Origin of the sequence: Metapseudomonas boanensis, assembly GCF_042232855.1 — a bacterium.
GTDB lineage: Bacteria > Pseudomonadota > Gammaproteobacteria > Pseudomonadales > Pseudomonadaceae > Metapseudomonas > Metapseudomonas boanensis.
Genome location: NZ_CP113889.1, coordinates 126,040 through 139,654, shown reverse-complemented (window position 1 = coordinate 139,654; position 13,615 = coordinate 126,040). Strand labels below are relative to the sequence as shown.

11 protein-coding genes are annotated in these 13,615 nt (G+C 61.7%); 7 read left to right on the top strand and 4 right to left on the bottom strand.

What is annotated here, in order from left to right:
* The first annotated feature begins 48 nt into the window (after nucleotides 1-48).
* The 4 genes from kynB to OXH74_RS00640 all read left to right on the top strand — a co-directional run bounded on the left by kynB (nucleotide 49) and on the right by OXH74_RS00640 (nucleotide 4,820).
* Nucleotides 49-690, top strand: a complete 642-nt coding sequence (kynB, locus tag OXH74_RS00655) for an arylformamidase (RefSeq protein WP_375739655.1) — start codon at nucleotides 49-51, stop codon at nucleotides 688-690.
* Nucleotides 691-699: 9 nt separating this feature from the next.
* Nucleotides 700-1,950, top strand: a complete 1,251-nt coding sequence (gene kynU / locus OXH74_RS00650; protein WP_375739654.1) for a kynureninase — start codon at nucleotides 700-702, stop codon at nucleotides 1,948-1,950.
* An 84-nt stretch (nucleotides 1,951-2,034) separates the two neighbouring features.
* The gene (locus tag OXH74_RS00645) at nucleotides 2,035-3,351 is read left to right on the top strand and encodes an OprD family porin (RefSeq protein ID WP_375739653.1); all 1,317 of its coding nucleotides are present in this window, start codon (nucleotides 2,035-2,037) and stop codon (nucleotides 3,349-3,351) included.
* Nucleotides 3,352-3,404: 53 nt separating this feature from the next.
* Nucleotides 3,405-4,820 carry an amino acid permease gene (locus OXH74_RS00640; protein ID WP_375739652.1) on the top strand — a complete coding sequence of 472 codons (1,416 nt, stop codon included), beginning with the start codon at nucleotides 3,405-3,407 and terminating at the stop codon, nucleotides 4,818-4,820.
* Between the two features lie 146 nt (nucleotides 4,821-4,966).
* Here the strand turns inward: OXH74_RS00640 and OXH74_RS00635 are convergent, their stop codons facing one another.
* Nucleotides 4,967-6,532, bottom strand: a complete 1,566-nt coding sequence (locus OXH74_RS00635; RefSeq protein WP_375739651.1) for a methyl-accepting chemotaxis protein — start codon at nucleotides 6,530-6,532, stop codon at nucleotides 4,967-4,969.
* Between the two features lie 248 nt (nucleotides 6,533-6,780).
* Nucleotides 6,781-9,471: an aconitate hydratase AcnA gene (gene acnA / locus OXH74_RS00630; RefSeq protein ID WP_375739650.1), complete on the bottom strand. Its 2,691-nt coding sequence runs from the start codon at nucleotides 9,469-9,471 to the stop codon at nucleotides 6,781-6,783.
* A gap of 223 nt (nucleotides 9,472-9,694) precedes the next feature.
* On the opposite strand from acnA, the gene rlmM reads away from it, so the two are divergent.
* A complete protein-coding gene (gene rlmM, locus OXH74_RS00625; RefSeq protein ID WP_375739649.1) occupies nucleotides 9,695-10,744 on the top strand; it encodes a 23S rRNA (cytidine(2498)-2'-O)-methyltransferase RlmM in 1,050 nt (349 codons plus the stop codon).
* Between the two features lie 222 nt (nucleotides 10,745-10,966).
* On the opposite strand, the gene OXH74_RS00620 is transcribed toward rlmM, so the two are convergent.
* Nucleotides 10,967-11,143: a hypothetical protein gene (locus OXH74_RS00620; protein WP_375739648.1), complete on the bottom strand. Its 177-nt coding sequence runs from the start codon at nucleotides 11,141-11,143 to the stop codon at nucleotides 10,967-10,969.
* Nucleotides 11,144-11,292: 149 nt separating this feature from the next.
* Here OXH74_RS00620 and tusA point away from each other — a divergent pair, with 149 nt between their 5' ends.
* Nucleotides 11,293-11,532 (top strand): sulfurtransferase TusA, encoded by a 240-nt coding sequence (tusA, locus tag OXH74_RS00615; RefSeq protein ID WP_215378672.1) that lies wholly within the window; start codon nucleotides 11,293-11,295, stop codon nucleotides 11,530-11,532.
* Nucleotides 11,532-11,987 carry a gamma-glutamylcyclotransferase family protein gene (locus OXH74_RS00610; RefSeq protein ID WP_375739647.1) on the top strand — a complete coding sequence of 152 codons (456 nt, stop codon included), beginning with the start codon at nucleotides 11,532-11,534 and terminating at the stop codon, nucleotides 11,985-11,987. The genes tusA and OXH74_RS00610 overlap by 1 nt, the downstream gene beginning before the upstream one ends.
* A gap of 30 nt (nucleotides 11,988-12,017) precedes the next feature.
* On the opposite strand, the gene OXH74_RS00605 is transcribed toward OXH74_RS00610, so the two are convergent.
* A complete protein-coding gene (locus OXH74_RS00605; RefSeq protein WP_375739646.1) occupies nucleotides 12,018-13,421 on the bottom strand; it encodes an MATE family efflux transporter in 1,404 nt (467 codons plus the stop codon).
* Nucleotides 13,422-13,615 lie beyond the last annotated feature (194 nt).

Genomic DNA, 13,615 nt, shown 5'->3' with positions numbered 1-13,615 from the left:
CAAGTGGGGTTCCGTCATCATCTTCCCAGTAGCAACTGGAGATCGAGCATGTCGGTATCCCCTCGCTTGTGGGACATCAGTCCCTGGATCAACCCGGCCATTCCCACCTGGCCCGGCGATACGCCCTACACCGAAGAGGCCGTTTGGCACATGGGGCCGGACTGCCCGGTCAATGTCGGTCGTATCAGCCTGTCGCCGCATACCGGCGCCCATGCTGATGCGCCCCGGCATTACGACCCGGCTGGTGCTGCTATCGGCGCCGTGTCCCTGGAGCCTTACCTGGGGCCCTGCCGGGTCATCCATTGCATGGATGGCGGGCAACTCGTGCGTCCGGAAGATATTGCGCCGCATCTGCAGGGCGTTCCGCCGAGGGTGCTGTTGCGAGCCTGCCAACAGGCCGCCCAAACCCATTGGGATGAGTGCTTTCGGGCGGTCGCGGCGGACACGATCGAGTTGCTTGCAGCCCACGGCGTGCGCCTGATCGGTATCGATACGCCCTCGCTCGACCCACAGCAGTCCAAGACTCTGGACGCCCATAAGACCGTTGCACGGCATGGCATGGCGATTCTGGAGGGGCTGGTTCTCGATGAAGTACCGGCCGGCGACTACGAGCTGATCGCGCTCCCTCTCAAGTTCACCCACCTCGATGCCAGCCCGGTTCGTGCGGTGCTGCGTCCTCCATCGACCTAGGAAAAGAAGATGACAACAAGAGAATATTGCCTGGCGCTCGACGCCCAGGACTCGCTCGCCCATTTGCGCGCTGACTTTGCCTTGCCCGAAGGTGTGATCTATCTGGACGGCAACTCCCTCGGCGCCCGCCCGGCTGCCGCTCAGGAGCGTGCCCGACAAGTACTCGCGGATGAGTGGGGGGACGGCCTGGTCCGTAGCTGGAATACCGCCGGCTGGCGCGCCCTGCCAGAGCGCTTGGGCAACAAGCTCGCACAGCTGATTGGCGCAGCCGAGGACGAAGTAGTAGTGACTGATACCACCTCGATCAACCTGTTCAAGGTGCTGGTGGCAGCACTCCGCGTCCAGGCCAATCGCGACCCCTCACGCAAGGTGATTGTCTCCGAGGCCAGCAACTTCCCCACGGACCTCTACATGGCCGAGGGCCTGGCCGACATGCTCCAGCAGGGTTATTCCCTGCGTCTGGTACAGAGCCCAGAGGAGCTTCCCGCAGTCATCGGCGCGGACACGGCTGTGGTGATGATCACCCACGTCAACTACAAGACTGGCTACCTGCATGACATGGCTGCCCTGACTGCGCTGGCCCATGAGTGCGGCGCGCTGGCCATCTGGGACCTGGCCCACTCGGCCGGCGCCGTGCCGGTGGACCTGAAAGGCGCGAATGCCGACTATGCCATCGGCTGCACCTACAAGTACCTGAATGGTGGTCCTGGCTCACCGGCGTTCGTCTGGGTTGCGCCACATCTGCGTGACCTGGTCTGGCAGCCGCTCACCGGTTGGTGGGGGCACGCCCGTCAGTTTGGCATGGAGACCAGTTATGAGCCGGCGCCGGGCATTGGTCGATACCTCTGCGGCACCCAGCCCATCACTTCGTTGGCGCTTGTCGAGTGCGGCCTGGATGTTTTTGCCAAGACCGATATGCAGGCCCTGCGATGCAAGTCCCTGGCGCTGACTGACCTGTTCATCAATCTGGTTCAGCAGCGTTGCGCCAAACACCCGCTCACTTTGGTGACGCCGCTCGAGCATGCCCATCGTGGCAGCCATGTCAGCTTCGAGCATCCAGAAGGCTACGCGTTGATCCAGGCGCTGATCGAGCGCGGCGTCATCGGTGATTACCGTGAGCCCCGCATCATGCGATTCGGCTTTACCCCGCTCTACACAAGCTTCGCCGATGTATGGGATGCAGCAGAGATCCTGGGCGAGATCCTCGACTCCGGTATCTGGCAACAAGAGCGCTTCCGCGTTCGCCACAAGGTGACCTGACCTTCAGGCCCACCTGAAACGGCGCCCCTGTACCTGGGGCGCTACGCGATGAAATGCCATAACCACAACAAGAAAGGAAAACCCATGAAGCTGAATATGTCTTCGGCGTGCCTACTCCTGCTGCTGGGCGCGTGCAGTCCGGGCTTGATGGCAGAGGAGGTTGCGGGCGGGCTCCTGGCCGACAGCAGCCTGGTGCTGACGCAGCGCAACTTCTACTTCCACCGTAACCTGCTGAACAATCCAGGCGGCCAGAACTACAGGGAAGAGTGGGCCCATGGCTTCCAGCTCGACTTCGCTTCGGGCTACACACCTGGCACCGTAAGGTTTGGTGTCGACGCCTATGCTCATTTGGGGCTCAAGCTCGACAGCGGCAAGGGGCGCACGGGTACGGACCTGCTGCCGGTAGGCTCCGATGGCCGTGCCGAGGACGAGTACTCCGAGGTAGGCGCCGCAGTGAAGGCGCGGGTATCACGCAGCGAGCTGAAATACGGCAACCTGATGCCCATGAATCCTGTGTTCGGCACTGGCGCTGCGCGTCTGTTCACGCCGACGGCCACCGGATTTCAGCTGAACAGTCGCGAAATCGATGACCTTTTGCTGGATGCTGGTCATTTCACTGCTGGCAACGATGGCAACTCCACCAACTTCGATGGCGCGCTCAAGGCCCTGTATGCGCAGGTCGAGACTGGTCATGTGGACTACGCCGGGGTGGCATTCGCCCCCGCTGGCGGAACCAGCCTGAGCTTCTATGCCTCGCGTTTCGACGATATCTGGCGGCAGTACTACGCCAACGCAGGTCATGTCTTCCAGCTGGACGAACTGCGTGGCCTGTCCTTCGACCTCAACCTCTACCGCACGCTCGATGAGGGGCAGCGGCGAGCAGGGGAAATCGACAACACCACTTGGTCGCTTTCCAGTCGTTACAGCCAGGGCCCGCACAGCTTGACCTTGGCTTACCAGCGCGTGCATGGCGATGAGCCCTTCGACTACCTGGGCTTCGATCGTCAGCCCGGCACTTCGATCTATCTTGCCAACTCGGTGCAGGTTGTCGACTTCAACGCCCCCAACGAACGTTCCTGGCAGATGCGCTATGACCTCGATATGGCGGCGTTCGGCGTACCGGGACTTAGTTTCATGACTCGTTACGTGAGCGGCGACCACATCGATGACAGCCATTACGACGGTGGCCCCAATGGCGCCTATGGTCGTTATGGCGGTGACGGCAAGCGCTGGGAACGCGACATTGAGCTGCGCTACGTGGTCCAGGACGGGCCGGTAAAGGACCTGTCCGTGCGGCTGCGCCAGGCCAGCCTGCGCTCGTCGGCCGAACTGGCGCGGGCTGACACAGCGGACAACAACGAGGTCCGCGTCATCCTGGAATATCCGTTGAGCCTGCTGTAGCGCCCGGATCGGATGCTTCTGCTTTCAATAATCACAAGACTCAGAGACAAGAAATGAACGAATCCAATGGTTTCCAGGCGATCGCCGGGCGTGAGAAGGGGCTGCGGCAGCAGTTGACCAGCGCCCAAATGAGCATGATCGCGATCGGCGGTGCCATCGGCACTGGTCTGTTCATGGGCAGCACCTTCGCCATCGGTTTCGCTGGCCCCAGCGTGCTCATCAGTTATGCCATCGGCGCCCTGATCACCTTGTTGCTGATGGGGTGTCTGGCCGAGATGACAGTTGCCCATCCGACTTCGGGGTCCTTCGGGGCCTATGCCGAGTTCTACGTCAGCCCGCTGGCAGGCTTCCTGGTGCGCTATGCATATTGGGCCGCGATCGTCCTGGCTGTGGGCACGGAGGTCACGGCGGTTGCCTTGTACATGAAATTCTGGTTTCCGCAGGTCGCGGAGTGGGTCTGGATCCTGTCGTTCTCTGCCGGTCTGGTGCTGATCAACGCGATCAGTGTGAAGACCTTCGGTCGCTTCGAATACTGGTTCTCGGCGATAAAGATCAGTGCCATCGTCGGATTCATCCTGCTTGGTGCGTACCTGGTCTTCGGAGTCAGCGGAAACGGCTATGGTGTACATCTCTATAGCGCCCATGGCGGGTTCTTCCCCAATGGCATCCATGGCATGTGGATTGCCGTGATCGTCTCCATCTTCAGCTACCTGAGCGTCGAGATGATCGCGGTGGCGGCCGGTGAGGCAGAGGATCCGCAGCACGCCGTGAAGCAGGCCTTCCGCGCAACCCTCGTGCGCCTGGTGGTGTTCTATCTCCTGACCCTGGCGCTGATCCTCGCCATCGTGCCCTGGAATACAGCGGGGACGGGCACCCAGAGCCCCTTCGTCACCGTGATGCAGGAAACCGGCATTCCCGGTGCAACAGGGCTGCTCAACTTCGTGATTCTGGTAGCGGCTGTCTCGGCCATGAACAGTCAGCTCTACACCACCACTCGGATGATGTTCAGCCTGTCCCGTGCTGGCCATGCGCCCAAGGCCATGGGGCGACTGAGCCGAAACGGCGTTCCGCTCAATGCCCTGATGCTGTCCTGTGTGGGCATTGCGCTGGCGACGCTGGTGAACCTGATCTATCCGAAAGAATCCTTCTCTCTGATGATGGCCGTCTCCATGTTCGGTGCGCTGTTCGCCTGGATGATGATCTTCCTGACTCACTATCGCTTCCGTCGCTACCACGAGCGCAGTGGTGGTCTGCAGCTTTCGTTCCGGATGCGCTTGTTCCCCTGGACGACATTGCTGGGGCTGGGGCTGATGGTGGCGATCCTGGTGACCACTGCATTCACCGAGGTATTCAGGATGACGCTGGTGTTCGGCGTGCCGTTTCTAGTGGTGTTAGTGGTGGCCTACCAGTTTGGTCTGCGCAAGCGCTCAGCCGCGGGCGAGGTGGCACTGGAGCCGTCGTCGAGCTGACGCATGTTCAGGCCTTGAGATAAAGCCATGGCCCCAGCAGGGGCCATGGCTTTTTGTACTACGGAGAAGCCTGCGATGAGCTCACCAACAAAAACGCCATCGCCTCGAACCGGGGTGATGGCGTTCTTGCTGACGCATGGAAATGCTTAGCGGTTGAAACGATCCACCAGCGAATATTGTCCTTGAGCGGTATTGGTCAGCTCCTCGCTGAGCAGGGCTGTACGCTGGGCTTCGCCCGAGGTCTGGTCGGCCAGGTGTGCAATGCTGCTGATGCTCTGGTTTATCTGCTCGGCCACTGCGCTCTGTTCCTCGGTAGCGGCGGCGATTTGATCAGCCATGTCGGCGATGTTGGCAACCGCATCGCTGATGCCAGCCAGTGCCTGGTCGGCCTGTTGCACTCGCTCGACGCCCTCGTCTGCCTGGCGACGACCGTTCTCCATGGTGAGCACGGCTTCTTCGGCGGTCTTTTGCAGTTGTGCGATCAACTGGTGGATCTGCCCGGTGGACTCCGCTGTACGCTGTGCCAGCTGGCGTACTTCGTCAGCCACCACAGCAAAGCCGCGGCCCATTTCACCGGCCCGGGCGGCTTCGATTGCTGCGTTGAGCGCCAGCAGGTTGGTCTGATCGGCGATACCCTTGATCACGTCGACGACACCGCCGATTTCATTACTGTCCTGGGCCAGGCGGGTGACGGTCTCACCGGTTTCACCCACCGACTGCGACAGGCGCTGGATGGCTTCGCGGGTTTCAGCTGCGATGGTCCGGCCCTGGCTGGTCAGGCGGTTGGCTTCCTGGGTTGCATCGGCTGTGCGCTGCACATTGTTGGCGACTTCCTGGGTGGTGGTCGCCATCTGGTTCACGGCGGCGGCGACCTGCTCGGTTTCTACGCGTTGGCGCTCCAGCCCGTCGGAGCTGTTGTGCGCGAGGGTGTCGGCCTGGCGGGCCTGTTTGGTCAGGTGCTCGGCAGTATCCTGCAGGCGGGTCAGGCAAGTCTTCAGGCGAGCTTCCTGGCTGAGCATGGCCATCTCAAGACGGCCTTGTACGCCTCGGCTGTCGGTGTACATCTGAGCGATCAGCGGGTCAGAAGTGGCCTGCTCGGCGAGGTGGAGCAACCGTTTGATACCCCGATTCTGCCAAGCCAGGCCGATCAGACCCAGCGGTATCGAGAGGAGGGCTGCCGCCAGGAATCCCCAGTGGGAATTGAGCCAGGCGCCAATCAGGAAACCGATCTGGCTGATCAGGATGAAGGGCAACCAATCCTGCAGGACCGGCAGCCACTGATCCCGTTTTGGAATGGGGGATTTGCCGGAGTTGATGCGTTGGTAGAGCGCCTCGGCACGGCGAATCTGCTCAGCCGTCGGCTTAACGCGCACGGACTCGAAGCCGGTGATCTGGCTGCCTTCAAAGATGGGGGTGACGTAGGCATTGACCCAGTAGTGGTCGCCATTCTTGCAGCGGTTTTTGACGACGCCCATCCACGGGCGGCCTTTCTTGAGCGTGGCCCACATATGGGCGAACACCGCCGGCGGCACATCGGGATGTCGCACCAGGTTATGGGGGGCGCGAATCAGCTCTTCTCGGTTGTAGCCGCTGATATCGATGAACGCGTCGTTGCAATAAGTGATGACGCCCCTGCTGTCTGTGGTGGAGATCAGTCGCTGTTCAACGGGGAATATGCGCTCACGCTGGGTGATAGGTTGGTTGTTTCTCATGGTGTTTTTCCGGAAGGCCTGCTGCTTGTATCGGCATCCAGGCGCTAAGGTTGAGCCTTTTTTCGACGGCGCATTCTAAAGGGTTGGTTTCCCTGGGCGCGGTGCAATGAGCGTGGAGTGTCGTTGTCAGGCGGGTGCTGGCGCAGATGAATATCAGGGGCAGCAGTCTCGCGACGAGTGGGCACTGTCAGAAAGCGTGGGGCGCTTCGGGGCTCGGACAAATGTGCCGAGCCCCGAACCGCAGCGGATCAAGCCGCCAGCATCTGCCGCAGCACGTAGTGCAAGATGCCGCCCGCCTTGAAGTACTCCACCTCGTTCAATGTGTCGATTCGGCAGAGTAGCTGGACCCTGTCCTGCGTGCCGTCCTCGCGAGTGATCTCCAGTGTCAGGGGCATGTGTGGCTTCAGGTTGGCGCCTGTCAGGCCAAGGATTGCCAAGGTCTCCCGGCCGGTCAGGCACAGCGTCGTGCGGTCATTATCTGCTTCGAACTGCAACGGTAGCACGCCCATGCCCACCAGGTTGGAGCGGTGGATTCGCTCGAAGCTCTCCGCGATCACAGCTTTGACGCCCAGCAGATTGGTGCCCTTGGCGGCCCAGTCACGAGAGGAGCCGGTGCCATATTCCTTGCCGGCCACAATCACCAGCGCAGTTCCCTCCGTCTGATAGCGCATGGCTGCGTCATAGATCGCCAGCTTCTCACCACTGGGAATGTGCAGGGTATTGCCACCTTCCTCGCCCCCGAGCATTTCATTCCTGATGCGGATGTTGGCGAAGGTGCCGCGCATCATCACTTCATGGTTGCCGCGTCGTGAGCCGTAGGAGTTGAAATCCTTGGGCTCCACACCATGTTCTCGCAAGTAGCGACCAGCTGGGCTGTCGGCCTTGATGTTGCCGGCAGGGGAGATGTGATCGGTGGTGACCGAGTCGCCCAGCAGGGCGAGGATGCGCGCTTGACGCACATCCTCCACTTTGGGAGGGGCTTTGGAGATGTCCGCAAAGAATGGCGGATGCTGGATATACGTGGAGTCTGCCTGCCACGCATAGGTGTCGGATTCCGGCACAAGGATGTTGCGCCACTGCTCATCGCCAGAGAACACCTCGGCGTATTCCCTGCGGAACATCGCAGTGTCGACTTTCTGGATCGCCTCGGCGATTTCCTTCTGGCTGGGCCAGATGTCCTTGAGGTACACCGGCTTGCCCTTCTGGTCCTGCCCCAGCGGCTCCTGGCTGATGTCCAGACGTACGGTGCCGGCCAGCGCATAGGCCACGACCAGTGGTGGGGATGCCAGCCAATTGGCTTTCACCAGCGGATGGACGCGACCCTCGAAATTGCGGTTGCCCGAAAGCACCGAGGCGACCGTCAGGTCGGCCTGCTGGATTGCCTGCTCAATGGGCGCCAGCAGCGGTCCGGAGTTGCCGATGCAGGTGGTGCAGCCGTAACCCACCAGGTTGAAGCCGAGTTGGTCGAGGTAGGGCGTAAGACCGGCGGCCCTGAAGTATTCGGTCACCACCTTGGAGCCAGGGGCCAGCGAGCTCTTGACCCAGGGTCTGCGGGTCAGTCCCTTCTCCACGGCTTTCTTGGCGACCAGGCCGGCGGCCATCATCACGCTTGGGTTGGAGGTGTTGGTGCAAGAGGTGATGGCTGCGATGACCACGGCGCCATTTTCCAGCGGATAGCGTTGCCCGTCATCTTGCTCGACCAGCACGCTTGTGGCGACAGGAGCACCCCCGGTCTTGAGTTGCAGGCCGAGCAGGTCATCGAAGGCCTTCGGTACCTGCGGCAGCGGCACGCGGTCTTGCGGGCGCCTGGGGCCTGCGAGGCTGGCTTCGACACTGCCCAGGTCCAGCGCCAGGGTGTCGGTGAAGAATGGCTCATGGCCCGGCTCGCGCCACAGGCCCTGGGCTTTGCTATACGCCTCGACCAGTTGCACCGTTTCTTCTGAGCGGCCAGACAGGCGAAGGTAACCCAGGGTGATGTCGTCAACTGGGAAGAAACCACAAGTGGCGCCATACTCCGGTGCCATGTTGGCAATCGTGGCCCGGTCGGCCAGTGGCAGGTCAGCGAGGCCGTCGCCATAGAACTCGACGAATTTCCCCACTACACCCTTCTTGCGCAGCATCTGGGTAACGGTGAGGACCAGGTCGGTAGCGGTGATACCCTCCTTCAACTTGCCGGTGAGCTTGAAGCCGATCACCTCCGGAATCAGCATCGACACCGGTTGGCCGAGCATTGCCGCTTCTGCTTCGATGCCGCCGACACCCCAGCCAAGCACGCCGAGGCCGTTGATCATGGTGGTGTGGGAGTCTGTACCGACTAGGGTGTCGGGGTAAGCCCAAGTCTGCTCGTCCTCTTCGCAGGTCCAGACGGTGCGGGCCAGGTATTCCAGGTTGACCTGGTGGCAGATGCCAGTGCCGGGCGGTACCACGCTGAAGTTGTCAAAGGCTTGCTGGCCCCATCGCAGGAAGGCATAGCGTTCGCCATTGCGCTGCATCTCGATCTCAACGTTCTCCTCGAAGGCAGCCGGTGTGGCGAAGCGGTCCACCATCACTGAATGGTCGATCACCAGATCCACGGGGGAGAGCGGGTTGATCCGTTGTGGATCACCGCCCGCAGCGGCCACAGCCGCGCGCATGGCGGCCAAGTCGACGACTGCCGGTACCCCGGTGAAATCCTGCATCAGCACTCGCGCCGGGCGGTACTGGATCTCGCGCTCCGAGTTGCGTGGACCAAGCCAGGCGGCCATGGCTTTCAGGTCGTCACTGGTGACGGTCTCGTCGTCCTCCCAGCGCAGCAGGTTCTCCAGCAGCACTTTCATCGACATCGGTAACTTGTCGATCTGGCCAAGGCGCTTGGCCGCCTCCGGCAGGCTGAAGAACTGGTAGGTCTTGCCTGCAACTTCAAGGCTGCGATGGCAATTCAGGCTATCTAGCGAAGGCATCGTAAATCTCCTCTGGGCCCACACAGCATGGGCCGGCTGCACGTGCGGAGCTTTACAAACTAGCTCTGCTTGGCGGGCCTCGCCATCTCAGCCGACCGAGAGGGTGGCCAGGAAGTTCCCGGGGCCCGCGCATTCGCAGGACTTTGAATGAAGGATTTTGCTGATTGGGATGTGTGAAAACTGCCGCGGCGGAACTATAGTGCGCGCCCAGGAGGAGCCCCCGATGAACACTTTGCTGTTGCACTGCCGCCCCGGTTTCGAAGGCGAGGTTTGTGCCGAGATTTCCGAGCAGGCAGCGCGTCTGGATGTGGCTGGCTATGCCAAGGCAAAACCGAACAGCGCTCATGCCGAGTTCATTTGCAGCGAGCCCGGTGGTGCCGAGCACCTGATGCGCCGTGTGCGCTTCAACCAACTGATATTCCCGCGCCAGTGGGCACGAGGCGAATACGTCGAACTGCCGGAGAGCGACCGCGTCGGCGTGTTGCTTGAGAGCCTGGCCAATTATCCAGTGTGCGGCAGTCTCTGGCTGGAAGTGTTCGATACCAACGAAGGCAAGGAACTCTCGAATTTCTGCCGCAAGTTCGAAAAGCCCCTGCGCACCGCCTTGATCAAGGCCGGCCGGTTGCAGGACGACCCGAAGAAGCCGCGCCTGCTGCTGACTTTTCGCAGTGGCCGTGAAGCGTTCGTCGGCGTAGCTGAATCGAACAACTCGGCGCTCTGGCCCATGGGCATTCCACGTTTGAAGTTCCCCCGCGAGGCACCTAGCCGCTCCACTCTCAAGCTGGAAGAGGCCTGGCACCATTTCATCCCGCGCGACCAGTGGGATCAGCGCCTGGCGCCAGGCATGACCGCCGTGGACCTGGGGGCTGCGCCGGGTGGTTGGACCTGGCAGCTGGTCAATCGGAACATCAAGGTCACCGCGGTCGACAACGGCCCCATGGCGGAAAACCTGATGTACTCCGGACTGGTGGACCACCAGCGTGCTGACGGCTTTGCTTTCAAGCCACGCCGGCCGGTGAACTGGATGGTTTGCGATATCGTCGAGAAACCCGCGCGTACTGCCTCGATGATCGAGACTTGGATGGGAGAGGGCTGGTGCAAAGAGGCGGTGGTCAACCTCAAGTTGCCGATGAAACAGCGCTATGCCGAAGTGCAACGCCTGCTCGCTCGCATCGACGAGGGCCTCAAGGCTCGTGGCTTGAAAGTGTCCATCGCTTGCAAACAGCTCTATCACGACCGCGAGGAAGTCACCTGCCACCTGCGCAGGTTGTGATCATATTCAAGGGGACTCCTTGTACGGGCGAACTTATTGGCTATGTCTGCGTTAGCGGTTACTAGCAATCAATGGCCGGGCTGAGAGCCTTGTAGGAGCGTGCTTGCTCGCGAAAGGGTCCGGTTCGCGAGCAAGAACTCCGCGTCCCCCCCCGCTCCTACAAGGAACGCCGCCACTTGCAACACTCAACGCAGACAGAGCGAATTTATTCGCCCCTACGACTCAATTGGCCATCCGGCTTGCCCAATAGCTCTGCTTGTGCCCCCGAGCCTGATACTCGGCGGCCAGCCGCTCGGCCTCGGCGCGGGTCAGGCTATCGCGCAGGATGAACTCGTTGCCGTTGTCGTCCAGGCGTTTGACGCACCAGCAGCGAGCGTCACGAGTCGCGGCATCAGCCATGGCGTTATTCTCCAGATGCGGAAGCACCATGCTGCGCTGGTGCGACAGGAATGGCCAGCGAGGTTGGCCGGATGTCGAACGGTACCCGGCAAGGCTGGGCGTGCTCGCCGCTTTGCGCGACAATGACAGCCAGTTTCTGGAGTCCCCCAATGTCCGATCAGCCTGAAGCCATTCTCGATGCCACCGGCCTCAACTGCCCCGAGCCGGTGATGATGTTGCACAACAAGGTACGTGACCTGCCGGCGGGTGGCTTGCTCAAGGTCATCGCGACCGACCCTTCCACTCGTCGCGATATCCCCAAGTTCTGCATGTTCCTGGGGCATGAACTGCTCGAGCAGGCCGAAGAGTCAGGTACCTACCTCTACTGGATTCGCAAGAAGGCTGATTGATGCCGTTCTATTTTGCCTACGGATCCAACATGAACCCGGCGCGCATGCACACTCGTGGGTTGGTGTTCAGCGAGGCGTTGCCGGGGCGCCTGGAAGGCTATGCGCTGTGTTTCGACAAGCGAGCACATGACCGGCCCGGACGCTCCTACGCCAATATCCGTTACCAGCGCGGCGGTGTGGTGGAGGGTGTTCTCTATCGCCTGGAGCACCAGGACGAAATTTTCAAGATGGATCCCTTCGAAGGAACTCCGGTGTTCTACAGCCGCGAACGGATGCCGATCGTCACCACACTGGGCGTCCAGTCAGCCTGGGTCTATGTTGCCAACCCTGCCATGCGGGAAGCGGGGCTTTGGCCGACGCGGAGCTATCTCGAACAGCTGTTGGCGGGGCGCGATTTCCTGAGTCCCGCATACTGGGAGTCGCTGGCCGCCGTGCCGGCTCACCCGGACGAGTGAGCATCAGTCGGGTTGCGGCCGCGGCCGGCATCACGCAGGTCCAAGCGACGTAGCGCGTCGAATGCGCGTGCGGGCGCTGCGGACCAGTCTCCAGCCCAGCAGAACCGCCGCGCAGGTCAGCCCGACCACCAGCCCCTGCCACAGTCCTTTGGGCCCGCTCGGCTCGCCCAGCCAGTCGGATAGCCCGAGCGCATAACCAACCGGCAGGCCGATTCCCCAATAGGCGAACAGGGTAATGACCATGGTGGCGCGGGTATCCTGATAGCCGCGTAGCGCACCTGCGGCGGTGACCTGAATGCCGTCAGAGAACTGGAACAACGCCGAATAGACGATCAGCATCGCTGCTACGGCGATGACCTGGGGATCTGGCGAATACATCTTCGCGATCTCTTCGCGGAACAGCAGCATCAGACTGGCCGAGAGGCAGGAATAGGCCAGTGCTGTGGCCAGCCCAGTGCCGGCAGCAAAGCGTGCTGCGCGTGGTTCCCCCCGGCCTAGGGCTTGGCCGACCCGCACTGTGATGGCCATTGCCAGGGCATAGGGAATCATGAACATCAGCGCGCTGAAGTTGAGGGCAATCTGGTGCCCGGCCACTACTGTGGCCCCCAGGCCACCGATGAGCAGGGCGATCACGGCAAAGATGCTGGACTCGGCGAATACAGCGACGCCGATGGGCGTACCGATGCCTAGCAGCCGCTTGATCTCCGGCCACTTGGGCTTCTCGAAGTGGCTGAGCGGCCGGCTCGCCTTGTAGGCGGGCGCGTGGATGACCCAGACCAGCATGCCCAGGAGCATGAACCACATCACCGTGCCTGTTGCCCAGCCACAACCGACGCCACCCATGGCCGGGAAGCCGAGGTGGCCGTAGATCAGCACATAGTTCAGCGGGATGTTCAGCAGCAGGCCGCAGAGTCCGAGAATCATGCTCGGACGGGTCCGGCCGAGGCCGTCGCTGTAGCAACGCAAGACATAATAGAAAGCCACGGCGGGCAGTCCGAAAGCGATGCCCTGCAGGTAGCCCATGCTTGGCGTGATCAGCGTGTCGTCCACCCCCATTAAAACGAGTACCGGTCGAGCATTGAGCAGCAGTACAGAGCCGCAGATGCCGACCACCAAGGCCAGCCAGAGCGCTTGACGCACCAGCGGACCGATCTCGTCCTGCTGGCCAGCGCCGAACCGTTGGGCGACTTTCGCCGTGGTGGCGAGGAGGATGCCGGTCATCAGCAGGAACACAGGAATCCAGATCGAATTACCTAGCGCTACAGCGGCCAAGTCTCGCGGGCTGACACGTCCAGCCATCACGGCATCGACGAAACCCATGGCGGAGTTGGAGAGCTGGGCGATCATGATCGGCAGCGCCAGCTTAAGAAGTGCCCGTACCTCGGCCAGGCTGCGGTCGAAACGGGATGACGAGTGGGTCACGGATAGTTCCATATCAATCAGGCATCCACTGCACGTGGCAGGGGCGTCCATGTTGGGTGGCTGGCAATGGTCGGAAAGCTGCCTGGCTGCGACGGGCTCGCAGCGGTGCCTTGTCCCAGCCTTTGCAGGTAGGCTGCCGGCGGAACGGGACAGGGGAGGCTGAAGGACGGCTAGTCTACGCCCTGACGCCTTGGTCAGGAAAGGGG